Source organism: Pseudomonas sp. Sample_11, assembly GCF_004307505.1.
Classification (GTDB): Bacteria; Pseudomonadota; Gammaproteobacteria; order Pseudomonadales; family Pseudomonadaceae; genus Aquipseudomonas; species Aquipseudomonas atacamensis.
The window spans coordinates 14,280-36,405 of sequence record NZ_RCOD01000066.1; the positions used below are offsets into that span (position 1 = coordinate 14,280).

The 22,126-nt window shown below is 61.6% G+C and carries 21 protein-coding genes; 12 read left to right on the forward strand and 9 right to left on the reverse strand.

All coding sequences use genetic code 11. The features are described 5' to 3' along the window. The first annotated feature begins 146 nt into the window (after positions 1 to 146). A complete protein-coding gene (locus D8U60_RS18565; RefSeq protein WP_130900650.1) occupies positions 147 to 1,715 on the forward strand; it encodes a SulP family inorganic anion transporter in 1,569 nt (522 codons plus the stop codon). Positions 1,716 to 1,790: 75 nt separating this feature from the next. Here the strand turns inward: D8U60_RS18565 and aroE are convergent, their stop codons facing one another. Beyond that, positions 1,791 to 2,612 (reverse strand): shikimate dehydrogenase, encoded by an 822-nt coding sequence (gene aroE, locus D8U60_RS18570; RefSeq protein WP_130900651.1) that lies wholly within the window; start codon positions 2,610 to 2,612, stop codon positions 1,791 to 1,793. 9 nt (positions 2,613 to 2,621) lie between these two features. After that, positions 2,622 to 3,536: an oxygen-dependent coproporphyrinogen oxidase gene (gene hemF, locus D8U60_RS18575; protein WP_071173933.1), complete on the reverse strand. Its 915-nt coding sequence runs from the start codon at positions 3,534 to 3,536 to the stop codon at positions 2,622 to 2,624. A 150-nt stretch (positions 3,537 to 3,686) separates the two neighbouring features. Here hemF and D8U60_RS18580 point away from each other — a divergent pair, with 150 nt between their 5' ends. Continuing rightward, positions 3,687 to 4,664, forward strand: a complete 978-nt coding sequence (locus D8U60_RS18580; RefSeq protein ID WP_024014962.1) for a quinone oxidoreductase — start codon at positions 3,687 to 3,689, stop codon at positions 4,662 to 4,664. A 179-nt stretch (positions 4,665 to 4,843) separates the two neighbouring features. Here D8U60_RS18580 and D8U60_RS18585 read toward each other — a convergent pair whose 3' ends face one another. The 4 genes from D8U60_RS18585 to D8U60_RS18600 form a co-directional block, all read right to left on the reverse strand. Then, a complete protein-coding gene (locus D8U60_RS18585; RefSeq protein WP_241663553.1) occupies positions 4,844 to 5,611 on the reverse strand; it encodes a hypothetical protein in 768 nt (255 codons plus the stop codon). A gap of 160 nt (positions 5,612 to 5,771) precedes the next feature. Next, entirely contained in the window at positions 5,772 to 6,329 is a 558-nt protein-coding gene (locus D8U60_RS18590; RefSeq protein WP_039757175.1) for an L-threonylcarbamoyladenylate synthase, read from the reverse strand. A 55-nt stretch (positions 6,330 to 6,384) separates the two neighbouring features. Beyond that, positions 6,385 to 7,482: a DNA-processing protein DprA gene (gene dprA, locus D8U60_RS18595; protein WP_122612871.1), complete on the reverse strand. Its 1,098-nt coding sequence runs from the start codon at positions 7,480 to 7,482 to the stop codon at positions 6,385 to 6,387. An 84-nt stretch (positions 7,483 to 7,566) separates the two neighbouring features. Continuing rightward, positions 7,567 to 8,592 (reverse strand): LysM domain-containing protein, encoded by a 1,026-nt coding sequence (locus D8U60_RS18600; RefSeq protein WP_130900652.1) that lies wholly within the window; start codon positions 8,590 to 8,592, stop codon positions 7,567 to 7,569. 159 nt (positions 8,593 to 8,751) lie between these two features. On the opposite strand from D8U60_RS18600, the gene def reads away from it, so the two are divergent. The 5 genes from def to D8U60_RS18630 all read left to right on the forward strand — a co-directional run bounded on the left by def (position 8,752) and on the right by D8U60_RS18630 (position 13,427). Next, on the forward strand, positions 8,752 to 9,258 hold the full coding sequence (gene def / locus D8U60_RS18605) for a peptide deformylase (RefSeq protein ID WP_016772378.1): 507 nt from the start codon (positions 8,752 to 8,754) through the stop codon (positions 9,256 to 9,258). Between the two features lie 57 nt (positions 9,259 to 9,315). Further along, positions 9,316 to 10,275 carry a methionyl-tRNA formyltransferase gene (fmt, locus tag D8U60_RS18610; protein WP_130900653.1) on the forward strand — a complete coding sequence of 320 codons (960 nt, stop codon included), beginning with the start codon at positions 9,316 to 9,318 and terminating at the stop codon, positions 10,273 to 10,275. After that, positions 10,272 to 11,582 carry a 16S rRNA (cytosine(967)-C(5))-methyltransferase RsmB gene (gene rsmB, locus D8U60_RS18615; protein ID WP_130900654.1) on the forward strand — a complete coding sequence of 437 codons (1,311 nt, stop codon included), beginning with the start codon at positions 10,272 to 10,274 and terminating at the stop codon, positions 11,580 to 11,582. Before fmt ends, rsmB begins: the two co-directional genes overlap by 4 nt. A 21-nt stretch (positions 11,583 to 11,603) precedes the next feature. Next, positions 11,604 to 12,980: a Trk system potassium transporter TrkA gene (gene trkA, locus D8U60_RS18620; RefSeq protein WP_016772381.1), complete on the forward strand. Its 1,377-nt coding sequence runs from the start codon at positions 11,604 to 11,606 to the stop codon at positions 12,978 to 12,980. 132 nt (positions 12,981 to 13,112) lie between these two features. Beyond that, complete coding sequence (locus tag D8U60_RS18630) at positions 13,113 to 13,427, forward strand: tetratricopeptide repeat protein (RefSeq protein ID WP_122698783.1); 315 nt, start codon at positions 13,113 to 13,115, stop codon at positions 13,425 to 13,427. A 57-nt stretch (positions 13,428 to 13,484) separates the two neighbouring features. On the opposite strand, the gene D8U60_RS18635 is transcribed toward D8U60_RS18630, so the two are convergent. Both D8U60_RS18635 and D8U60_RS18640 read right to left on the reverse strand, forming a co-directional pair. After that, on the reverse strand, positions 13,485 to 14,372 hold the full coding sequence (locus tag D8U60_RS18635; protein ID WP_024014955.1) for a lysophospholipid acyltransferase: 888 nt from the start codon (positions 14,370 to 14,372) through the stop codon (positions 13,485 to 13,487). A gap of 41 nt (positions 14,373 to 14,413) precedes the next feature. Beyond that, complete coding sequence (locus D8U60_RS18640) at positions 14,414 to 14,971, reverse strand: DNA-3-methyladenine glycosylase I (protein ID WP_130900655.1); 558 nt, start codon at positions 14,969 to 14,971, stop codon at positions 14,414 to 14,416. An 81-nt stretch (positions 14,972 to 15,052) separates the two neighbouring features. Between D8U60_RS18640 and glyQ the strand changes: the two genes are divergently transcribed. The 4 genes from glyQ (at position 15,053) to D8U60_RS18660 (ending at position 19,465) form a co-directional block, all read left to right on the forward strand. Then, a complete protein-coding gene (glyQ, locus tag D8U60_RS18645; protein ID WP_003187265.1) occupies positions 15,053 to 16,006 on the forward strand; it encodes a glycine--tRNA ligase subunit alpha in 954 nt (317 codons plus the stop codon). Continuing rightward, a complete protein-coding gene (gene glyS / locus D8U60_RS18650; RefSeq protein WP_130900656.1) occupies positions 16,003 to 18,057 on the forward strand; it encodes a glycine--tRNA ligase subunit beta in 2,055 nt (684 codons plus the stop codon). Before glyQ ends, glyS begins: the two co-directional genes overlap by 4 nt. Before the next feature lie 4 nt (positions 18,058 to 18,061). Beyond that, complete coding sequence (gmhB, locus tag D8U60_RS18655) at positions 18,062 to 18,601, forward strand: D-glycero-beta-D-manno-heptose 1,7-bisphosphate 7-phosphatase (protein ID WP_164488352.1); 540 nt, start codon at positions 18,062 to 18,064, stop codon at positions 18,599 to 18,601. 84 nt (positions 18,602 to 18,685) lie between these two features. After that, on the forward strand, positions 18,686 to 19,465 hold the full coding sequence (locus D8U60_RS18660; protein WP_041476517.1) for a lysophospholipid acyltransferase family protein: 780 nt from the start codon (positions 18,686 to 18,688) through the stop codon (positions 19,463 to 19,465). Between the two features lie 169 nt (positions 19,466 to 19,634). On the opposite strand, the gene D8U60_RS18665 is transcribed toward D8U60_RS18660, so the two are convergent. After that, the gene (locus tag D8U60_RS18665; protein WP_130900657.1) at positions 19,635 to 21,170 is read right to left on the reverse strand and encodes a HAMP domain-containing sensor histidine kinase; all 1,536 of its coding nucleotides are present in this window, start codon (positions 21,168 to 21,170) and stop codon (positions 19,635 to 19,637) included. 164 nt (positions 21,171 to 21,334) lie between these two features. Here D8U60_RS18665 and D8U60_RS18670 point away from each other — a divergent pair, with 164 nt between their 5' ends. Next, positions 21,335 to 22,054 (forward strand): response regulator transcription factor, encoded by a 720-nt coding sequence (locus tag D8U60_RS18670; protein ID WP_073470814.1) that lies wholly within the window; start codon positions 21,335 to 21,337, stop codon positions 22,052 to 22,054. Positions 22,055 to 22,126 lie beyond the last annotated feature (72 nt).

A 22,126-nucleotide genomic window follows, 5' to 3' on the forward strand; every position in this document is an offset into this window, starting at 1 on the left:
GCAAGATCCGTGAACTCGATATACCTGACTCACCGAGAACTCTGGGTTTGGGGCCGCTTCGCGGCCCATCGGGGATAAATCCCCTCGCCACAATGATTGCTGTGTCCTGATAGGCTTGCCTGAAAAACCCCCAACCGCGAGGACCCATGGCCTTCCCCAGCCGTCATTCACTTTTCCCTTTCCTGAGCTGGTTGCCACGGCAAACCCGCGCCAGCGTCGGGCGGGACCTGATCGTCGGCCTCAGCGGTGCGATTCTCGCCTTACCCCAGTCGATTGCCTACGCACTGATCGCCGGGCTGCCACCGGAATACGGGCTGTACGCCGCAATCATTCCGGTATTGATCGCCTGCCTGTGGGGTTCGTCATGGCATCTGATCTGCGGCCCGACGGCGGCGATTTCGATTGTCCTGTACGCCAGCGTCAGCCCGCTCGCGGTGCCGGCGTCCGAGGACTACATCACTCTGATCCTGCTGCTGACGTTCCTTGCGGGGATTTTCCAATGGTTGCTCGGCTTGCTGCGTTTTGGCGCACTGGTGAATTTCGTTTCGCATTCGGTAGTGCTCGGCTTCACCCTCGGTGCCGCCGTGGTGATCGCCATCGGGCAATTGCCCAATCTGCTCGGCCTGGAATTGCCGGCCAACACCACAGCGCTCGCCAGCCTGATGGATCTGCTGCGACATCTGGGGGCTGTGGATAAGCCTTCGCTGATGCTCGGCGTTGCTACAGTGATCGTCGGCGTGGCCCTGAAAAAACTTCTGCCGCGCTGGCCGACGCTGTTGCTCACGCTGGTGCTGGCCAGTCTGCTGGTGTGGATCTGGCCGGCGATGTTCGGTCATGTGCATCTGGTCAGCGCCTTCGTCGGACGCCTGCCGCCGCTGAGCGCCTTGCCGCTGGATCTGGAGGTGATCCTGCGCCTGCTGCCGAGCGCCGTGGCGGTGGGCATGCTCGGGCTGGTCACCAGTCTGTCGATCGCCCGTTCGATATCGGCGCGCTCGCAACAGTTGCTCGACGCCAATCAGGAAGTCCGCGCACAGGGTCTGTCGAACATTGTCGGTGCGTTCTTTTCCGGGTCGCTGTCCGCCGGATCGTTTACCCGCTCAGGTCTGAGTTACGAGGCGGGTGCCTGCTCGCCACTGGCCGGAGTGTTCTCGGCGCTCTGGGTGGCGCTGTTTGCGGTGTTCGGCGCGGGGCTGATCGCGCATATTCCGATCCCCGCCATGGCCGGCAGCATCCTGTTGATTGCCTGGGGTCTGGTCGATCATCGCGGCATTCGCGCTTTACTGCGGGTCAGCCGCGCCGAGTTCGTGGTGATGGCCCTGACCTGCCTCGCGACCTTGCTGCTGGAATTGCAGACGGCGATTTACGCCGGGGTGCTGGCGTCGTTGTTCTTTTACCTCAAGCGCACCTCGCAGCCACGGGTGCAGCATTGGCGCGACGGTGACGACGATGTGCTGCGCGTGGGCGGTTCGATCTTTTTCGGCGCCAGCCATTACCTGCAGGTGCGCCTGCAACGCCTGCATGGCGCGCGGGTGGTAATCGAGGCACAGCAGATCAACTTCATCGATTATTCAGGGGTAGAGATGCTGCATCAGGAAGCGCGACGGCTGCTGGGCCAGGGTCGCAGCCTGACCTTGCGCCGGGCGCGGCCGCCAGTGGTGGAGGAGTTGAGGAAGCTGGAGGGGGCGGAGAAGTGCCCGATCAGGTTTGAGGATTGAGCTGACATTGGTGGTGATGCGATTCGCGAACAGGCTCGCTCCCACATTGATCGTATTTCAATGTGGGAGCAAAGCTTAAAGGGCCAGTTGGCGGCGCAGCTCGGCGAGTACCGGCGCGGTATCCGGGCGTACGCCGCGCCACAGCAGGAACGCCTCGGCCGCCTGCTCGGCGAGCATGCCCAGACCATCCATCGCCAGCGCCGCGCCGTGCTCAGTGGCCCAGCGGCAGAACGCGGTCGGTTCCTTGCCGTACATCATGTCGTAGCACAGCGTCTGGCCTGGCTCGATCAGGCTTGGCGCAATCGGTGGCACGTCACCGGTCAGGCTGGCGGAAGTGGCGTTGATGATCACGTCCACCGGCTCGCGCAGCCAGTCGAAACCACTGGCCGACACCGGCCCGAGGTCGCAGAACAACTCGGCCAGCAGTTCAGCCTTGTCCACGGTGCGATTGGCGATGATCACCGAGGCCGGCTTCTCCGCCAGCAATGGCTCCAGCGCACCGCGCACCGCGCCGCCGGCGCCGAGCAAAAGGATGCGCTTGCCGGTCAGGCTGAACCCGGCATTCACCGTCAGATCGCGGACCAGGCCGGCGCCATCGGTGTTGTCGCCGAGCAGCGAACCATCTTCCAGTTTGCTCAAGGTGTTCACCGCACCGGCGCGCTGCGCGCGGGCGGTCAGGCTGTTGGCCAGACGGTAAGCGTCTTCCTTGAACGGCACCGTCACATTGGCGCCGCGCCCTTCGCGAAAGAACGCCGTGGCGCAGCCGGTAAAATCATCCAGCGGCGCGAGCAGCGTGCTGTAGTCGAGGCGCTGGCCGGTCTGTTCGGCGAACAACTGGTGAATCATCGGCGACTTGCTGTGGCCAATCGGATTACCGAAAACAACGTAACGATCCATCACCCGTCCTCAGGCCTCGGCCAGCCAGTCACGATCCTGCAGGAAATACTCGGTCAGGCGCGCTTCTGCGCTGCCCGGCTCGGCCTTCCAGTCATAGCCCCAGCGCACTTGCGGTGGCAGCGACATCAGAATCGATTCGGTACGGCCACCCGACTGCAAGCCGAACAGCGTGCCACGGTCGTAAACCAGGTTGAATTCGACGTAGCGGCCACGGCGGAATTCCTGGAATTCGCGCTGCTGTGCGGTGAACGCGTCATTCTTGCGCCGCTGCACGATCGGCAGGTAGGCCTCGATGTAGGCGTCGCCGATGGCGCGCATGAAGGCGAAGCTGGTGTCGAAATCCCACTCGTTCAGATCGTCGAAGAACAGACCGCCAATGCCGCGCGGCTCATGACGATGCTTGATATGGAAATAGGTGTCGCACCAGGCCTTGTAACGCGGATAGACGTCCGCACCAAACGGCGCACAGGCTTGCTCGGCGACGCGGTGCCAATGAATGCAGTCTTCTTCAACGCCGTAGTACGGGGTCAGGTCGAAACCGCCGCCGAACCACCAGACCGGTTCTTCGCCTTCTTTTTCAGCAATGAAAAAACGCACGTTGGCGTGGGAGGTCGGCACATGCGGGTTGTGCGGGTGGATCACCAGCGACACGCCGAGCGCCTCGAAGCCACGCCCGGCCAGTTCCGGCCGATGGGCACTGGCCGAGGGCGGCAGGCCGCTGCCGAACACGTGGGAAAAATTGACGCCGCCCTTTTCGATCAGCGTGCCGTTTTCCAGCACGCGGGTGCGCCCGCCACCGCCCGCCGGCCGGGTCCAGGCGTCTTCGACGAAGCATTTGCCGCCGTCTTCGGTTTCCAGTGCAGCGCAGATGCGGTCTTGCAGATCGAGCAGATAGGCCTTTACGGCGTCGGTGCGGGTCGTCATGGCTTCACCTTGAATCGGGCGGCGCCCCGGCAGGCGGGCGGCGCAAATGGGCGCGTAGCATACCATCGCAGACCGGCGCGCCGCAGTTGACGAAGATCAAGCAGGGGAGTTGGATAGAGGGCTTAGCAACGACCCAAGGAGAGCAGGCAGATGGCAAAGCGTATCCAGTTCCGCGCCCACGGCGGTCCCGAAGTGCTCGAATATGTCGACTACGAACCCGCTGCACCCGGGCCGAATCAGGTGCGCGTGGCCAACCAGGCGATCGGCCTGAACTTCATCGACACCTATTACCGCAGCGGCCTCTATGCACCACCCGCGTTACCGTCCGGCCTGGGCTCGGAAGGTGCCGGCACGGTCGAAGCGGTGGGCAGCGACGTCACCCGGTTCAAGGTCGGCGATCGCGTCGCATACGGCAGCGGCCCGCTCGGCGCCTACAGCCAGCTGCATGTGCTGCCGCAGGACAATCTGGTGCACCTGCCCGATGAAATCAGTTTCGAAACTGCCGCCGGCGTCATGCTCAAGGGCCTGACCGTGCAATACCTGCTGCGCCAGACGTACCAACTGCAGGGCGGCGAAACCATTCTGTTCCACGCCGCAGCCGGTGGCGTCGGCTCGCTGGCCTGCCAATGGGCCAAAGCGCTGGGCGTGAAGCTGATCGGCACCGTCAGCTCGAAGGAGAAAGCCGAGCTGGCCAAAGCCAACGGCGCCTGGGCCACCATCGACTACAGCCATGAAAACGTTGCCGAGCGCGTGCTGGCACTGACTGACGGCAAGAAAGTCCCGGTGGTGTATGACGGCGTCGGCAAGGACACTTGGCTAACATCCCTGGACAGCGTCGCACCTCGGGGCCTGGTCGTGAGTTTCGGCAATGCTTCGGGCGCGGTCGACGGCGTCAATCTGGGCATTCTCGCCGCAAAGGGTTCGCTCTACGTCACCCGGCCTACGCTGGCGACCTACGCCAACAACGCCGAGAACCTGCAACGCATGGCCGACGAGCTGTTCGAGATGATCATCAGCGGCAAGCTGAAGGTCGACATCAGCCAGCGCCATGCACTGGCGGATGCGGCGAAAGCACAAACCGAACTGTCGGCACGGCGCACGACCGGTTCCACAATTCTGCTGCCATAAAGCCTCAAGTTGATACTCGGCGAACTCTTCCATGAGTTCGCCGAGTATCTTTCAGCTATATCAAGTACATCTTGCGGTGAAGTTTCTTCGCCGCTGGCCTACGACCGGCAAACTTCCTGCGCAACTTCTTCGACTCGTATACAAGCCATTTCTCCGCCCACTCTTCGATTATTGGCGGATCAATACTGACGGTGATAGACATCACGATACTCCGGCTGATGTGCGTTGATGTTCACAGGCTGATCCAGTGCCATGAGGATTTGACGCCATTCGGCGGATAACAGCCAATAATCGCCCCGGGCACGCTGCTCGATATGCATGGCGTGCGAAGCGATCGGTGTCAGGCCGAAGCGCTGATACAGTTGCCGCTGTGGCGATCTGCACAAGGCCGTTACCCCGTGATATCCGCGATCGATCGCCCATTCCGCAGCGGTGGCAAGCAGACCATTGACCGACACCGGCCGGTGCTGCTGGGAATGGGTGATCAGACGGCTGAACTCGACATGCCGTGCCAATGCCACAGTGGGAGACACATGATGCTGCGCCAGTGAAGCCCATTCGAAGGGCGCCGGAGTTGCCCGCAGCACCGCAATAAGCTGATCACGCTGATACAACAGAAAGTGCGTGCTGCGTGAGGTGATCGCCAGTCGGGTTTCCAGCGCCCGGGCTCTGGAGGTGAGCATGTAATGCTGCAATCGCAGGCGAAACTGTCGATTGATGAAGCGTTCAAATTCCCCGGCATCCGATCCTGCCTCAAGAATGGCTACACGATAGTCGGCCTGTTGATTCTTGAGCGTCTCCTGAAAGCCCTGCAGATAATCCTTGAGGTGTAAATCCGTAATATCCATTACTTCTCCGCAGCCATTAATATTTCGAAGTTGCTTCAAGCACATTGAAAGAATGGATGCTTTTGGAAATATCGTCACTGCACGCGTTCTGATAATCACGTGGGAAAACTTACAGATATTTCAGACTCAAAGATTCGTCTGACGCATGCAAGAACAATGGCAACGGCCAAGTTTTAACAAATGCGGGAATAAACTGCGGGCATGCGCAGAACTCCTCGTCGAAAGCGCCGAGGAGTCCGCAAAAATAAAAAGAATGGCGTCAGTCAGGACGAACGACGTTACCGGTGGCCAGGTCGCGGATCACGCTGGGATTCTTGCGCCCGCCAAGGCTGCCGCCCAGCACCAGATCGACCTGACCACGGAAATACTGCTCGATGCGCAAACGCGTGCGCGCCGGCGGTCGCCCCTGGGGGTTGGCCGATGTGGAAATCAATGGCCCGACCAGCGAGCACAGGTCGCGCACCTGCGGGTGATCGCTGACCCGCAGCGCCACGGTGTCATGCACGCCTGTGACCCATTCCGGCAACAGGTTCTGGTGCGGCACCAGCCAGGTGTTCGGCCCCGGCCAGGTACTGGCCATGCGGTCGATCCAGTCCTGGGGGAAGTCCTCGAACAGGAAATCGAACTGGCGGATATTGTCGGCGACCAGGATCAGCCCTTTGCTCACCGAGCGATTCTTGATCGCCAGCAAGCGGTCCACCGCGTCTTCATTCCACGGGTCGCAACCCAGCCCCCAGACGGCTTCGGTTGGATAGGCAATCACCGCGCCGGCGCGAACTTCACGCGCGGCTTGTTGCACACGCCAACTGTTGACCATGAAAAAACTCTCCACAAACAGGTTTCGCGCAGTTTACCGATCTTCCTCGTAAAACCTAGCTCGACCGCGCCAGCCAGCGACCGTTTTCGCATACCGCACGGCCTTCGATTTCCAGCTCGGTCAACGTTGCCAGCACTTTCGGCAACGCCCAGCCACAGCTCGCGGCCAAGGCCTCGCTGGTGTGCGGCGCCGCGTGCAGCAGCGCCAGCAACGGGTGTTCGGCCTTCGCCGCCGCCGTGGATAACAGTGGCTGCTGCCAGCCGCGCAGGGCTTCGAGGATGTGTTCGATAGTCTCCACCAGCACCGCCCCGTCGCGAATCAACTGGTGACAACCGCGCGCGCCGGGGTGATGGATCGAGCCCGGAATGGCATAAACCTCGCGGCCCTGTTCGGCTGCCAGCCGCGCGGTGATCAACGAACCGCTGGCAACGCTGGCCTCGACCACCAGCACGCCAAGGGACAACCCGCTGATAATGCGGTTGCGCCGGGGGAAGTTGCTCGGGCTCGGCCCGGCGTCCAACGGAAACTCCGAGAGCACCGCGCTGCCCGAGGCAATCATCGCCTCGGCCAGGCGTTTATTGCGTTGTGGATAAAAATTTTCCAGCCCCGTGCCGAGCACACCCACGGTCAAGCCGCCAACATCCAGAGCAGCCTGGTGGGCAGCGGCATCGATGCCCAGCGCCAGACCACTGTTGATGACAAAACCGGCCCCGGCCAGACTGCGGGAAAACGCCGCCGCCGTGTCCATGCCCGGGCGGGAAGCGCGGCGGCTGCCGACCATCGCCAGTTGCGGTTTTTCCAGAATCGACGGATCGCCCGCGACGAATAACAGCGGCGGCGGATCGGCAATTTGCGCCAGCAACGCTGGATAATCCGCTTGGTCCCACATCAGTAAATGTTGGCCGGGGTGCTCTAGCCAGCGCATTGCGTGGCTGGCGCCGTCGCGCACCGTTGGACAACGCCGTGCTTCGGCGCAGGCCGCCGGCAACCCCAGTGAGCGCCAGGCACTGGCCGGCGCGCTGAAGGCTTTGGACGCCGAGCCGAAGGCTTCGAGCAGTTTGGCAAAACGCTTGGGGCCGATATCCGGCATGCGGTGCAGGCGCAGACGCGCTTCCAGTTCCGCCGGGGAAATGGCCGTACTGACAGACAACATGAATGGATCATCCTTGACCGTTCTATGCTCCGAACCATTCGGAACAAGCTGTGGATAACTCTGTTGGTAACTTGTTAAGCAAGCTTACGGATTTCGCACCTTGTCGAGCACCGCCAGCGAGCGTGAAGCATTGAGGACCAGGCCGTAACTGAGTTTGTCGTAGGTGCGGAACACCATCAGCAGGCCGGCGCGTTCATCGGGAATTTTCAGCGGCTGGCCGGTGATCCGATCACGTACGGTTTCGCCGGTTTTCATCACCGCCAGAACATTGCCTTCGGCCAGACCGTCACGTTTGCCTTTGTTCAGGGTAACCACGTCCATCACACCGATCTGCGTGACGCCGCGTGGCACATCAATGATCAGCCCGTCGATGGAACGCTTCGGCGCGCTGGGCATGAACGTTGAATTGATCAGACGTTCTTCACCGCCGAACAAGCGGTCACCGAGGCGCACTTCCTGGGTGGTGCGTTGCAAGGCGAGGGTGACGACGTCGCCTTCGGTGGCAACAACCTCGCCGCCGCCGATATCGTCGGCGTTGATGCCGAGGAATTCCTTGGTCTGCGGGTCGGTGTAGACCTTGCCCTGGCGGAAGATGCCGTACACCGGCTGCTCCGGATCGAAATGGCCGCGCGCGAAGATGCGATCGCCTGTACCGCTGAGCACCCGTTCGGCATCGCCGGCGACGATGTACGGCGCCTTGTCGAAGTCTTCGGCCTTGTCGACGATACGGTTGCTCAGCAGAAAGCTGTTGATCGATTTCAGCGGAATGCTCGGAATTGCCTCGGCCACCGGGCTGGCGCGAATCCGTGGCGAGAGCTTGATGGTGCCGCGCGACTCGCCACGATGGACGGTCAGTTGCGGCTGGCCGTTGACGTAGCTGAGCGTCAGCGTGTCGCCGGGATAGATCAGGTTGGGGTTTTCGATCTGCGGGTTGGCCCGCCACAGTTGTGGCCACTGCCAAGGCTCGCGCAGGTATTTGCCGGAAATGTCCCAGAGCGTGTCCCCGGAAACCACCGTGTATTGCTGTGGAAAACCATCCCTGAGTTGCACTTGCCCTTGCGCGGCGCCGGCCGAAGCCAGGAGCAGCAGGGCGAGTAGTGTTTTCCTCATGCAGTGAATCCCTTTATCATGTGCATTCGCGTGAATCGTCAGAGCCCCCGTGGCTCGCTTCTGTTTTTCAGAAGCTACGCTTCACAACGGTAGCCTGCATCTTCGGACCCGCCAGGCCATCGACCCGACTTTACTCAACGTGTGCAGCAATCGAAGCCTATGGCCATTTTAAACATCCTCGAATTTCCGGACCCGCGTCTGCGCACTATCGCCAAACCAGTGGCTGTAGTGGACGACGAAGTGCGTCAGTTGGTCGACGACATGTTTGAAACAATGTATGAAGCGCCGGGCATCGGCCTCGCCGCGACCCAGGTCAACGTGCACAAACGTATCGTCGTGATGGACCTGTCCGAAGACCGTACCGAGCCACGGGTGTTCATCAACCCCGAGTTCGAACCGCTGACCGACGAGATGGACCAGTATCAGGAAGGCTGCCTCTCGGTACCGGGCTTCTACGAAAACGTCGACCGCCCGCAGAAGGTCAAGATCAAGGCGCTGGACCGCGACGGCAAGCCCTATGAGCTGATCGCCGAAGGCCTGCTCGCGGTGTGCATCCAGCACGAATGCGACCACCTCAACGGCAAATTGTTCGTCGATTACCTGTCCACGCTCAAACGCGACCGGATCAAGAAGAAGCTGGAAAAGCTGCACCGCCAGAACGCTTGATGCCCCTCTTCAAAGGCTTGCTGCGGCAAGCCTTTTTCTTTTTATGAGACGCCTTTCATGACTGAGCCACTGCGCATTGTTTTTGCCGGTACCCCGGAATTCGCCGCTGAACACCTCAAGGCCCTGCTGAGCAGCCCGTACGAGATCGTCGCGGTCTACACCCAGCCGGATCGCCCGGCCGGCCGTGGGCAAAAACTGATGCCGAGCCCGGTCAAACAACTGGCCCTGGAAAATAATATCCAGGTGTTGCAGCCGCCGACCTTGCGCAATGCCGAGGCCCAGGCGGAGCTGGCCGCGCTGAAGCCGGATCTGATGGTGGTGGTCGCCTACGGTTTGATCCTGCCGCAAGCGGTGCTGGATATTCCGCGTCTGGGTTGCATCAACAGCCATGCGTCGTTGCTGCCACGCTGGCGCGGTGCGGCGCCGATCCAGCGCGCGGTTGAACACGGCGACGCCGAAAGCGGTGTAACGGTGATGCGCATGGAAGCCGGGCTGGATACCGGGCCGATGTTGCTCAAGGTCGTCACGCCGATCAGCGCTGAAGATACCGGCGGCACCCTGCATGATCGCCTCGCCGAGATGGGGCCGCCCGCTGTGGTGCAGGCGATTGCCGGTCTGGCTGCCGGCACCCTGCAAGGTGAGGTGCAGAACGACGAACTCGCAACCTACGCGCACAAACTCAACAAAGACGAAGCACGCATCGACTGGAGCCGTCCGGCGGTGGAGCTGGAACGTCTGGTCCGCGCCTTCAATCCATGGCCGATCACCCACAGCACGCTCAATGGTGAAGCGTTGAAAGTGCTGGCCGCGACCGTGGCCGACGGCACTGGCGCTCCGGGTGAAATCCTCAGCGCCAGCAAGGACGGCCTGATTGTCGCCTGCGGTGCACAAGCGCTGTGTCTGACCCGCCTGCAATTGCCCGGCGGCAAGGCGCTGAACTTCAGCGACCTGTTCAACAGCCGCCGCGAGAAATTCGCCGTCGGCAGCGTGCTCGGCGCAGCGGTGGATGCGCAATGAACCCGCGTCTGGCCGCCGCCAAGGCCCTCGCTGCCGTACTCAGCGGCAAAGCCTCGCTGAACAGCTCCCTGCCGACGCAACTGGAAAAGGTCGAGGATCGCGATCGCGGTTTCACTCAGGACCTGGCCTTCGGCACCGCACGCTGGCAGCCACGCCTGTCGGCACTGGCGGAAAAACTCCTGCAGAAACCGTTCAAGGCCGCCGACGCTGATGTCGAGGCGTTGCTGCTGGTTGGTCTGTACCAATTGCTCTACACCCGCGTGCCGGCGCACGCCGCCATCGGCGAAACCGTCGGTTGTGCCGACAAGCTGAAAAAGCCCTGGGCCAAAGGTCTGCTCAACGCCGTGCTGCGCAATGCCCAGCGCGAAAGCGAGACGATCTTCGCCGAACTGGAACGCGACCCGGTGGTGCGCACGGCCCACCCGCGCTGGCTGCAAAAATCCCTGAAGGCTTTCTGGCCGCAACAGTGGGAAGCCATCTGCGCAGCGAACAACGCGCATCCGCCGATGATCCTGCGGGTCAACCGTCGCCATCACGGCCGCGATGCTTATCTGGCGTTGCTGGGCGAAGCCGGGATCGCCGCGACGCCGTGCGTTTACAGCCGCGACGGCATCGTCCTTGAAACCGCCGCCGATGTGCGCAGCCTGCCGGGTTTCGCCGAAGGCTGGATCAGCGTGCAGGACGAAGCCGCGCAACTGGCCGCCGACCTGCTCGATCTGGCGCCGGGGCAGCGGGTGCTCGACGCCTGCTGCGCCCCTGGCGGCAAGACCTGCCACATCCTCGAAGCCGAACCGGCGTTGGCCGGGGTGGTGGCGGTGGATCTGGAGGCCAAGCGTCTGGTGCGCGTAAAGGAAAACCTCGAGCGCCTCGGCCTCGACGCTGAACTGATCGCCGCCGACGGTCGCGATATCGACAAATGGTGGGACGGCAAACCGTTCCAGCGCATCCTCCTCGACGCGCCATGCTCGGCCACCGGGGTGATCCGCCGCCATCCGGACATCAAGCTGACCCGCCAGCCCGACGACATCAGAGCCCTCGCGCAACTGCAAGGCGAACTGCTCGACGCCATGTGGAAAACCCTCGAAGTCGGCGGCATCCTGCTCTACGCCACGTGCTCGACGCTGCCGACCGAGAACACCGAAGTCATCGCCGCGTTCCTCGAGCGCACCCCCGGCGCGCGGGAACTGGATCTGGCCACCGCGGCCGGCATCAAACAGCCCCATGGTCGCCAGTTGCTGGCCCAGCAGGGCGGGCATGACGGGTTCTACTACGCCAAGCTGATCAAGATCGCCGCTGCGCGCGGCTAAACGGATTCATGGAGTGACTGGATGAAAATCATCATCCTCGGTGCGGGACAGGTCGGCGGTTCGCTGGCCGAACATCTGGCCAGCGAGGCCAACGACATCACTGTGGTCGACACCGATGGCGAGCGCCTGCGCGACCTCGGCGACCGCCTCGACATCCGCACCGTGCAAGGCCGGGGCTCACTGCCGTCGGTGCTGCGTCAGGCCGGTGCCGACGACGCCGACATGCTGGTCGCGGTGACCAACAGCGACGAGACCAACATGGTCGCCTGCCAAGTCGCGCACACGCTGTTCCATACGCCGACCAAAATCGCCCGGGTGCGCGAAGCGTCGTACCTCAATCGCGAGGAACAACTGTTCCAGAACGAAGCGATTCCGGTGGACGTGCTGATCAGCCCCGAGCAGGTCGTGACCAATTACATCAAGCGCCTGATCCAGCACCCCGGCGCCTTGCAGGTGATCGACTTCGCCGAAGGCGCGGCGCAACTGGTGGCGGTGCGCGCTTATTACGGCGGGCCGCTGGTCGGTCAGCAACTGCGCCAGTTGCGCGAGCACATGCCGAACGTCGAAACCCGCGTGGCGGCGATCTTCCGCCGTGACCGGCCGATCCTGCCTCAGGGCGACACGGTGATCGAAGCCGATGACGAAGTGTTCTTCATCGCCGCCCGCGAAGACATTCGCGCGGTGATGAGCGAAATGCGCCGCCTCGACGAAACCTACAAACGCATCGTCATCGCCGGTGGCGGACAGATCGGCGAGCGCCTGGCCGAGGCCATCGAAAGCCGTTATCAGGTGAAGATCATCGAGATGAGCCCGGCGCGCTGCCGCTACCTCTCCGACACCCTCGACAGCACCGTGGTCTTGCAGGGCAGTGCCTCGGACCGCGATCTGCTGCTGGAAGAGAACATCGCCGACGCCGATATCTTCCTCGCCCTGACCAATGATGACGAAGCCAACATCATGTCGTCGCTGCTGGCCAAACGGTTGGGGGCGAAGAAGGTCATGACGATCATCAACAACCCGGCCTACGTCGATCTGATCCAGGGCGGCGACATCGATATCGCCATCAGCCCGCAACTGGCGACCATCGGCACTTTGCTTGCCCATGTGCGTCGAGGCGATATCGTCAGCGTGCACTCACTGCGACGCGGCGCGGCGGAAGCGATCGAGGCGATTGCCCACGGTGATGCGAAATCGAGCAAGGTGATCGGCAAGCCGATCGAGAAGATCGGCCTGCCGCCCGGCACCACCATCGGCGCGGTGATCCGCAACGAGAAAGTGATCATCGCCCACGACGACACGGTGATCGAAGCGGGCGACCACGTGATTCTGTTCCTTGTGGATAAAAAGCATATTCGCGATGTGGAGAAGCTGTTTCATGTGGGGTTGAGCTTTTTCTGAGGTTGATCGTTCCCACGCTCAGCGTGGGAATGCAGCCCGGGACGCTCTGCGCCCCATAAGCGGACGCAGAGCGTCCATTGAGGCATTCCCACGCGGAGCGTGGGAACGATCACTCAAACGAGGTTGCAAAAAATGCTCGAATCCCTGGAAAAAATGCTCGCCAAGGGTGTGGATAACGCTCTGCTGCGCTTCGGCCTGGGCAAGGGTTATCTGGACTTGGGTGACAACGCCAAGGCTGCCGAGCATTTTCAGCGTTGTGTCGCGTTCGATCCGAAATACTCGGCGGCGTGGAAGCTGCTGGGCAAGGCGCAGCTGGCGCTAGGCGATCACGCCGCTGCGCGCCAGGCCTGGGAACAGGGCCTGGAAGCGGCCCGCGCCCACGGTGACAAACAGGCCGAGAAGGAGATGACGGTATTCCTGAAAAAGCTCGAGCGGCAGGCGCCTTGAGCTACCGATTGAGCAAGGCGAGCCCGTCTGCATCAACCTTCACCCCATCGAAGTTGCTCAGTACCAGCGCGCCTCGCCCGGCGGACGCTTCTTGAAGCGTTTCATGCTCCACATGTACTGGCTCGGATACGCCGCGACGTAACGCTCGACCACTTTGCTCATGGCCGCGCAGGACTCGGCGGTATCGGTGCTGTACATCGCTTCTGGCGCGGCTTCGAGAATGACTTTGTAGCCCGAGCCGTCAGGAAGGCGCAGGGCATGCAGGAACACACCGACCGCTTTGCCGCCGGCCAACATGTTCGGCACGAATTTGCTGGTCAGTGCCTGAGTGGCGAAGAACGGCACGAAAATCCCGGCGGATTCGGCCGGTTCCGGGTCGGCGGGAATGCCCACGGCACCGCCCTTGCGCACTTCCTTGATGACGCTGAGAATGCCTTCCTTGGTCGACGCTGCGACCTTGTTGCCCAGTTGCACGCGCTGTTTGCGCAGCAATTCATCCACTGCCTTGAGCTTCGGCGGACGGTAGAAAATGATCGGTTTGCACTGGCTGCAATAGAAGTGGTTGAGCACTTCCCAGTTGCCGAGGTGGCTGGTGATGCCGACCACACCTTTGCCCGAGGCTAGCGCGTCTTTCAACACATCGAGGCCTTCGACTTCGCGAACCAGATCGATCGAGCGCTGCGCCGGCCAGATCCACGCGCAGGCGCTTTCGGTCAGCGACTTGCCGATGTCCTTCAGACTCTGCCCGACCAGGCGCTCACGTTCGGCCGCATCCATCTGGGGAAAACACTTGGCGAGGTTGATCCGCACCACGTCGCGGGAACGGTTGGGGGTTTTCCACATGATCCAGCCGATCGCCGAACCCACGGCCTGCACGGCCCGCCATGGCAGCAGGGCAAACAGCCGCAGAGCGCCTACCAGCAAGGCGCCTTTAAACTTTTCCACAGGTCACTCCTGATCTTTGTGCTGTGCGCGAGGCGGGCATTCTAACCGGCGTTGGCGAGCTGCGCGTAGCGGTCGCAATCCTGGGTGTGGTCCATGACCATGCCCGAGGCCTGCATCAGCGCGTAGCAAATGGTCGGACCGACGAAGGTGAAGCCGGCTTTTTTCAGCGCTTTGCTCATTGCCAGCGCTTCGGGGGTGATCGCCGGGACTTCGCTGCAATCCTTGAAATGATTGATGATCGGTTGGTCGCCCACGAATGACCAGAGCAACGCCACCGGATCCTCCAGCGCCAGCCACGCCTGGGCATTGCGCCGGGCGGCGTTGAGTTTCAGGCGATTGCGGATGATGCCCGGGTCGAGCATCAGCTCGTCGATTTCGGCATCGCTCATCTGCGCCACGCGCTGCACGTCAAAGCCGAACAGCACCTCGCGATAGCGCTCACGTTTGCGTAACACCGTGATCCACGACAGCCCGGCCTGGAACCCTTCGAGCAAAAGCAACTCGAACAAACCCTGCGCATCGCGCAGCGGCGTGCCCCACTCCTGATCGTGATAAGCCATGTACAGCGGATCTTCGGTACACCAAAAGCAGCGTGGCATAAGGCTCCAGGGGGCGTGCGCAGCAACGAATCGGGTATACTCCCGCTCTTTAAATCGCAGCCCAAGAAACAGGTGAATTTCGTGAGCCAGCCTACGCCAGCCGTGCGTACCTTCCAAGACTTGATCCTCGCGCTCCAGCAATACTGGGCCGAGCAAGGTTGTGTGGTACTTCAGCCCTACGATATGGAAGTAGGCGCCGGCACTTTCCACACCGCGACCTTCCTGCGCGCCATCGGCCCGGAAACCTGGAACGCCGCGTACGTGCAGCCAAGCCGCCGTCCGACTGACGGCCGTTACGGCGAAAACCCGAACCGTCTGCAGCACTACTACCAGTTCCAGGTCGTGCTCAAGCCGAACCCGGACAATTTCCAGGAGCTGTACCTGGGCTCGCTCAAGCATGTCGGCCTCGACCCGCTGGTACACGACATCCGCTTCGTCGAAGACAACTGGGAATCGCCGACCCTCGGCGCCTGGGGTCTGGGCTGGGAAGTCTGGCTCAACGGCATGGAAGTCACCCAGTTCACCTACTTCCAGCAAGCGGGCGGCATCGAGTGCTACCCGGTGACCGGCGAGATCACCTACGGTCTCGAGCGCCTGGCGATGTACCTGCAAGGCGTCGATTCGGTCTACGACCTGGTCTGGGCTGACGGCCCGTTCGGCAAAGTCACCTATGGCGATGTGTTCCACCAGAACGAAGTGGAGCAGTCCACCTACAACTTCGAACACGCCAACGTCGACAAACTGTTCGAGCTGTTCGACTTCTATGAAAGCGAAGCCAAGCGCCTGATCGAACTCGACCAGCCGCTGCCGTTGCCGAGCTACGAAATGGTGCTGAAGGCGTCGCACACCTTCAACCTGCTGGATGCGCGCCGGGCGATCTCGGTGACTGCGCGTCAGCAATACATTCTGCGCGTGCGCACCCTGGCGCGTTCCGTTGCGCAAGCCTACCTGCTGGCCCGCGCCAAGCTGGGCTTCCCGATGGCGACCCCGGACCTGCGTGACGAAGTACTGGCCAAGCTGGAGGCTGCACAATGAGTGCGCAAGATTTTCTGGTTGAACTGGGCACCGAAGAACTTCCACCCAAAGCCCTGAACACTTTGGCTGATGCGTTCCTCGCCGGTATCGACAAGGGCCTGCAAGCCGCCGGCCTGAGCTACGAAAGCAAAACCGTGTATGCCGCGCCACGTCGTCTGGCCGTGCTGATCACTGCGCTGGCCACTCAGCAGCCGGATCGCAGCATCAACCTCGATGGCCCGCCACGTCAGGCCGCGTTCGACGCTGATGGCAATCCGACTCAGGCCGCCCTGGGCTTCGCCAAGAAGTGCGGCGTCGAGCTGAGCGAAATCGACCAGAGCGGTCCGAAACTGCGCTACAGCCAGAACATCGCCGGCAAGCCGACCGCGAGCCTGCTGCCGACCATCGTCGAAGATTCGCTGAACGACCTGCCGATCCCGAAACGCATGCGTTGGGGTGCGCGCAAGGAAGAATTCGTGCGTCCGACCCAGTGGCTGGTGATGCTGCTCGGTGACCAGGTCATCGACTGCACGATCCTCGCGCAGAAGGCTGGCCGTGAATCCCGTGGTCACCGTTTCCACCATCCGGAGAGCGTGCGCATCGGTTCGCCGTCGAGCTACCTCGCCGACCTGCGTGCCGCTTACGTATTGGCCGATGCCAACGAGCGTCGCGAGATCATCAGCAAGCGCACCGAAGAGCTGGCCACCCGTCAGGAAGGCACGGCGATCGTTCCGCCGGCACTGCTCGACGAAGTGACTGCGCTGGTTGAATGGCCGGTGCCGCTGGTGTGCTCGTTCGAGGAACGCTTCCTCGACGTGCCGCAGGAAGCGCTGATCACCACCATGCAGGACAACCAGAAGTACTTCTGCCTGCTGGATGCCGACGGCAAGTTGCTGCCACGTTTCATTACCGTGGCCAACATCGAAAGCAAAGACCCGCAGCAGATCATCGCCGGTAACGAGAAAGTGGTTCGCCCACGCCTGACCGACGCCGAGTTCTTCTTCAAGCAGGACAAGAAGCAGAAGCTTGAAGACTTCAACCTGCGCCTGCAGAACGTGGTGTTCCAGGAAAAACTCGGCAGCGTCTACGACAAGGCCGAGCGCGTATCGAAACTGGCCGCGTACATAGCCGCACGTATCGGCGGCAACGCCTCGTGGGCTGCCCGCGCGGGCCTGCTGTCGAAGTGCGACCTGGCAACCGAAATGGTCGGCGAGTTCCCGGAGATGCAAGGTGTCGCCGGTTACTACTACGCCCTCAATGACGGCGAGCCGCAGGACGTCGCGCTGGCCTTGAACGAGCAGTACATGCCACGTGGTGCCGGTGCCGAATTGCCGGCGACCCTGACCGGTGCAGCCGTCGCCATCGCCGACAAGCTCGACACTCTGGTCGGCATCTTCGGTATCGGCATGCTGCCAACCGGCAGCAAAGACCCGTATGCCCTGCGCCGTGCGGCACTGGGCGTGCTGCGTATCCTGATCGAGAAACAACTGGATCTGGACCTGAACGACGCCGTGGCTTTCGCGGTGACTGCGTTCGGCGGCAAGGTCAAGGCTGCCGGCCTCAACGAAGCCGTGCTGGAATTCATCTTCGACCGTCTGCGTGCGCGTTATGAAGACGAAGGCGTCGACGTCGCCACCTACCTGTCGGTGCGTGCACTGAAGCCGGGTTCGGCGCTGGACTTCGACCAGCGTGTGCAGGCGGTGCAGGCCTTCCGCAAACTGCCGGAAGCGGCAGCGCTGGCGGCGGTGAACAAGCGCGTGTCGAACCTGTTGAGCAAAGTCGAAGGCTCGGTACCGACCGTGGTCGAGGCGAAGTATTTCGACAATGCCAACGAGTTCTCGCTGTACTCGGCGATCCAGCAAGCGGATCAGGCCGTGCAGCCAATGGCCGCAGCGCGTCAGTACAACGAATCGCTGGCACGCCTGGCGGCACTGCGCGAGCCGGTCGACGCGTTCTTCGACGCGGTGATGGTCAATGCCGACGATGCCAATGTGCGGGCCAACCGTTACGCGCTGCTGGCGCGCCTGCGTGGCCTGTTCCTCGGCGTTGCCGACATTTCGCTGCTGGGTTGAGGGATTGCTGTTGAAACTGCTGATTCTCGATCGTGACGGCGTGATCAATTACGACTCCGATGCCTACATCAAGTCGGTGGAGGAGTGGATTCCGCTGCCCGGCTCGATCGAAGCGATTGCGCAGTTGAGCAAGGCCGGCTGGACGGTGGCGGTGGCCACCAACCAGTCGGGCATTGCTCGCGGCTATTACGACCTCGCCACCCTTGAGGCCATGCACGCGCGCCTGCGCGAGCTGGTCGCGGAGCAGGGCGGTGAAGTCGGTTTGATCGTGTATTGCCCGCATGGCCCGGACGAAGGTTGCGATTGCCGCAAACCGAAACCGGGAATGCTCAAAACCATTGCCGAGCATTACACGGTGCCGTTGACCAACGTCTGGTTCGTCGGCGACAGCCTTGGTGACCTGGAGGCCGCCAAAGCCGTCGATTCACAGCCAGTTTTGGTGAAAACCGGGAAAGGCGAAAAGACTCAGGGCAAAACCCTGCCGGTTGGCACTCTGATTTTTGACGATCTGGCGGCGATTGCCGCAGAACTTATCCACAACTAGAGTACTTCTGAATTTCCTGGCCAGGGATTGCTCGGGAGTGCGCTTGAACAGTCGGGGCATTGCCCCGTAACGGTAACCGTCGCCATGTCGATACTGCGGGCCTTCAGAATCTTTGTTTTTTATCTGCTGCTGGGCACAACAGCGTTGCTGTGGTGCAGCCTGAGCTTTTTCATCGCGCCCTTTCTGTCCTTCAAGGCGCGCTATCGTTTCATCAACGTGTACTGGTGCCGTTGCGCCCTGTGGCTGACCAAGGTGTTCCTCGGCATCCGCTACGAAATCAAAGGCGCGGAAAACGTGCCGGACCGGCCCTGCGTGATTCAATCGAACCACCAGAGCACATGGGAGACGTTCTTTCTCTCCGCTTATTTCTCGCCATTGAGCCAAGTGCTCAAGCGCGAATTGCTTTACGTGCCGTTCTTCGGCTGGGCCATGGCCATGCTGCGCCCGATCGCCATCGACCGCGACAACCCGAAGGCCGCGCTCAAACAAGTCGCGGCCAAAGGCGACGAGCTGCTCAAGGACAACGTCTGGGTGCTGATCTTCCCCGAAGGCACACGAGTCCCCTACGGCACTGTCGGAAAATTCTCTCGCAGTGGCAGCGCATTGGCTGTGAATGCGGCGCTTCCGGTGCTGCCGATTGCACACAATGCCGGCAAATTCTGGCCAAAAATCGGCTGGGGCAAACAGGCCGGAGTGATCACCGTGGTCATTGGCGAACCGATGTATGCCGAAGGCAGCGGGCCGCGCGCCATCGCTGATCTGAATGACCGTGTGCAGGCATGGAACGAGAAGACCCAGCGCGAAATGGGCTCGCTGCCACCGGCGCCACAGGCACCGGCCGCGAGTGACCAGCTGGCTGTCTGAATTTTGTGGATAACCTGTGTACGCTTTTGCTTCAAAATTCCGTAATCGATTTATAACTTATTGATTTTAATTGTTTTTTCTAAATCGATGAGTTGAACCAAATCCGTGCATAAGTTTTATTCCGATGTAAAAAGACCGGCCGTTATAGCCGGTTTTTTTGTGCCCTTTTTCATTCAGCAATCAGCGGCAACTCGATGCGGAATGTGGTTCCCGCATCGACAACGCTGTGACACTCGATCGTGCCGCCATGATGATCAATCACCGCTTTGACCATCGACAGACCCAAGCCCACGCCGTCGATGCCCTGGGCGGAGGAGAAACGCCGATACTGGCTGAACAGGTCAGGCAATTCATCGGCGGCAATCCCCTTGCCCTGATCGGACAATTCGCAGCGCAGCCACCGCCCATCACAGCTGACCGTCAGTTGCACCGTGCTGTCTGCCGGGCTGTACTTGACCGCGTTTTCCAGCAGGTTGAACAGGGCGCGCGTCAGCAATCCCTGATCGGCCAGAATCAGCCGCTCCTGACATTCCTCATCGACCTCGTTGAGCAGCTCGATGCGTTTCTGCTGAGCGATGGGCAGGGCCTGATCCAGCACGTCCAAAACCAGCATCGCGAATAACGTCGGGCGGAACTGGTAGGTCTCGGATTCAGCCCGCGCCAACAAGACGAAACCATCGGTCAGATCCAGCGCGCGGCGCACCTGACGCTCAATCTGCTCGAACAGCGGCGCATCAGCACCCGCCTGGTGACGATGCACATCAAGCAGGGCGAGGATCGCCGAATGGGGGGCGCGCAGGTCGTGGGAAAGAAAACGCAGCAAGACGCCGCGCTGCTCCTCGGCCGCACGCTCGGCACTCAAATCCGTCAGGCTGAGCAGCCAACCGATCGGCGTATCGCCGTCGACCGGCAGCAGCGCCGCTCTTTCCAGGCGCAGACTGCGCTCCTTGTGATCGCGAAATTCCAGCAGCGGCAGGGTGGCCAGCGGCGGTCGCGGCGCTGTGGATAATTCCGGATAGCCGAGCCGCGCCAGTTGCTCGAGTACATCATCGCCCACCAGCGAATCTTCGAACAGTTCGCGCGCCTTGCGATTGCCCAGCAGAATCTTGCCCAGCGGATCACTGATCAGCGTCGCCACCGGCAGGTATTCCAGGCCATCGGCAATGAACCGCCGGGTGTCGCGGGTGCGGCTCATGGCTTGTTCGAGCGCCATGATCTGGCCCTGCAAACGGTCGGCACCGGTGAAGCGGGTCCGGCGTCGCTCCGGAAAAACTTTCGGCTCGCTGTCCAGACGCGCCAGCTCCCAGCCGAAATAGGTCAGCACCACGCTCAGGCGTCGCCAGTTCCAGATCAGGTAACCGAACAACATCCCCAGGGCTGCTGGCGTTGGCGACCACCAGTAGCGGACTTCGGCCAGCAGGGCGCTGGCGATCAGCGCACAGGCCATACCGACCAAGGTTACCCACAGCGCCCAACGCGGCCGCCACAGCAACAATCCCAGCACACCGGCGACCATCGCCACGGACAACAGCGCGCCGGGCGTTGGCGACGGATTGTGCAGATTGATCTGGGCGCGATAAGACAACAAGGCAGTCAGCGGCAACAGCACTAGACTTATCCACAACCACTCGCGCACCAGCCGGCGGAACAGACGCTGGACCTGGCTCGGCTCACGACTTTCACGTCGGCGTTGAGTGTTATGCATGAGGCACAGGGCAGGGCAGTGGGAATGGTTTCATAGGTCTCAGGTCTGAGGCGTAGACCCGAAGAATCATAGCGGACGTCGACCAACGACGGGCTGCTTCTTTCATCGCAGCCGGGGAGTCGTTATTGTCGACATCCCAGCCCCAGCGACAAGGAACACCGCCGATGCGCGTTGCCATTCTGGACGACGAACCCGCCGAACTGCGCCGGGTCGAGCAAACCCTGGAGCAAATGGCCGAAGCGGGCGAACAGCCGTGGTCACTGCACAGCTTCGAGCGCGGCGAAGACTTGTTGCGCCAGCTGCGCCGGGAAACCTTCGATCTGCTGATTCTCGATTGGCAACTTCCCGATCTCACCGGTCTGGCACTGCTACGCTGGACCCGCGAACACATGGACGCACCGCCTGCGGCGATCATGCTCACCAGCCGCGACGGCGAGAGCGATATCGTTCAAGCCTTGAATGCCGGGGCCGACGATTATGTCAGCAAGCCGTTTCGCCCGAATGAGTTGAAGGCGAGGGTGGCAGCGGTATTGCGTCGACATAGCCAACCGCGCAGCGCGGCGGGCGAAATACAGACGTTTCACGATCTGACTTTCGATGACGCCGAACTGACCGTCACCCGTGAAGGCAAACCGATCCTCATGACCGAACGCGAATACCGCTTGGCGCGCTGCCTGTTCAGCAACCTGGGTCGACCATTGTCGCGGGATTATCTGTACGAGCGCTTCTGGCCGAACGAAGAGACGACTTCCTCGCGGCCGCTCGACACGCATATCTACCGATTGCGCAACAAGCTCGGGCTGACAGCGGATCGGGGTTGGCAGTTGCTGACTATTTATGGGTATGGGTATCGGTTGGAGAGTGTCGGCACTGGGAATGAGTGAGGCAAAAAAAACCCCGGCATTGCAGACTGTGTGAAAACGCACTGATGGTGGTTCCAGCAAACGCCCCGACTT

What these genes read in the sequence shown, in the direction of transcription:
- aroE (WP_130900651.1), bottom strand. Translation starts at nt 2,612, where the DNA reads ATGGATCGTTACGTTGTTTTCGGTAATCCGATTGGCCACAGCAAGTCG.
- D8U60_RS18670 (WP_073470814.1), top strand. Translation starts at nt 21,335, where the DNA reads ATGCGCGTTGCCATTCTGGACGACGAACCCGCCGAACTGCGCCGGGTC.
- D8U60_RS18640 (WP_130900655.1), bottom strand. Translation starts at nt 14,971, where the DNA reads ATGCCACGCTGCTTTTGGTGTACCGAAGATCCGCTGTACATGGCTTAT.
- D8U60_RS18600 (WP_130900652.1), bottom strand. Translation starts at nt 8,592, where the DNA reads ATGAGGAAAACACTACTCGCCCTGCTGCTCCTGGCTTCGGCCGGCGCC.
- D8U60_RS18660 (WP_041476517.1), top strand. Translation starts at nt 18,686, where the DNA reads ATGTCGATACTGCGGGCCTTCAGAATCTTTGTTTTTTATCTGCTGCTG.
- D8U60_RS18665 (WP_130900657.1), bottom strand. Translation starts at nt 21,170, where the DNA reads ATGCATAACACTCAACGCCGACGTGAAAGTCGTGAGCCGAGCCAGGTC.
- hemF (WP_071173933.1), bottom strand. Translation starts at nt 3,536, where the DNA reads ATGACGACCCGCACCGACGCCGTAAAGGCCTATCTGCTCGATCTGCAA.
- dprA (WP_122612871.1), bottom strand. Translation starts at nt 7,482, where the DNA reads ATGTTGTCTGTCAGTACGGCCATTTCCCCGGCGGAACTGGAAGCGCGT.
- rsmB (WP_130900654.1), top strand. Translation starts at nt 10,272, where the DNA reads ATGAACCCGCGTCTGGCCGCCGCCAAGGCCCTCGCTGCCGTACTCAGC.
- fmt (WP_130900653.1), top strand. Translation starts at nt 9,316, where the DNA reads ATGACTGAGCCACTGCGCATTGTTTTTGCCGGTACCCCGGAATTCGCC.
- D8U60_RS18590 (WP_039757175.1), bottom strand. Translation starts at nt 6,329, where the DNA reads ATGGTCAACAGTTGGCGTGTGCAACAAGCCGCGCGTGAAGTTCGCGCC.
- glyS (WP_130900656.1), top strand. Translation starts at nt 16,003, where the DNA reads ATGAGTGCGCAAGATTTTCTGGTTGAACTGGGCACCGAAGAACTTCCA.
- def (WP_016772378.1), top strand. Translation starts at nt 8,752, where the DNA reads ATGGCCATTTTAAACATCCTCGAATTTCCGGACCCGCGTCTGCGCACT.
- D8U60_RS18580 (WP_024014962.1), top strand. Translation starts at nt 3,687, where the DNA reads ATGGCAAAGCGTATCCAGTTCCGCGCCCACGGCGGTCCCGAAGTGCTC.
- trkA (WP_016772381.1), top strand. Translation starts at nt 11,604, where the DNA reads ATGAAAATCATCATCCTCGGTGCGGGACAGGTCGGCGGTTCGCTGGCC.
- D8U60_RS18565 (WP_130900650.1), top strand. Translation starts at nt 147, where the DNA reads ATGGCCTTCCCCAGCCGTCATTCACTTTTCCCTTTCCTGAGCTGGTTG.
- D8U60_RS18630 (WP_122698783.1), top strand. Translation starts at nt 13,113, where the DNA reads ATGCTCGAATCCCTGGAAAAAATGCTCGCCAAGGGTGTGGATAACGCT.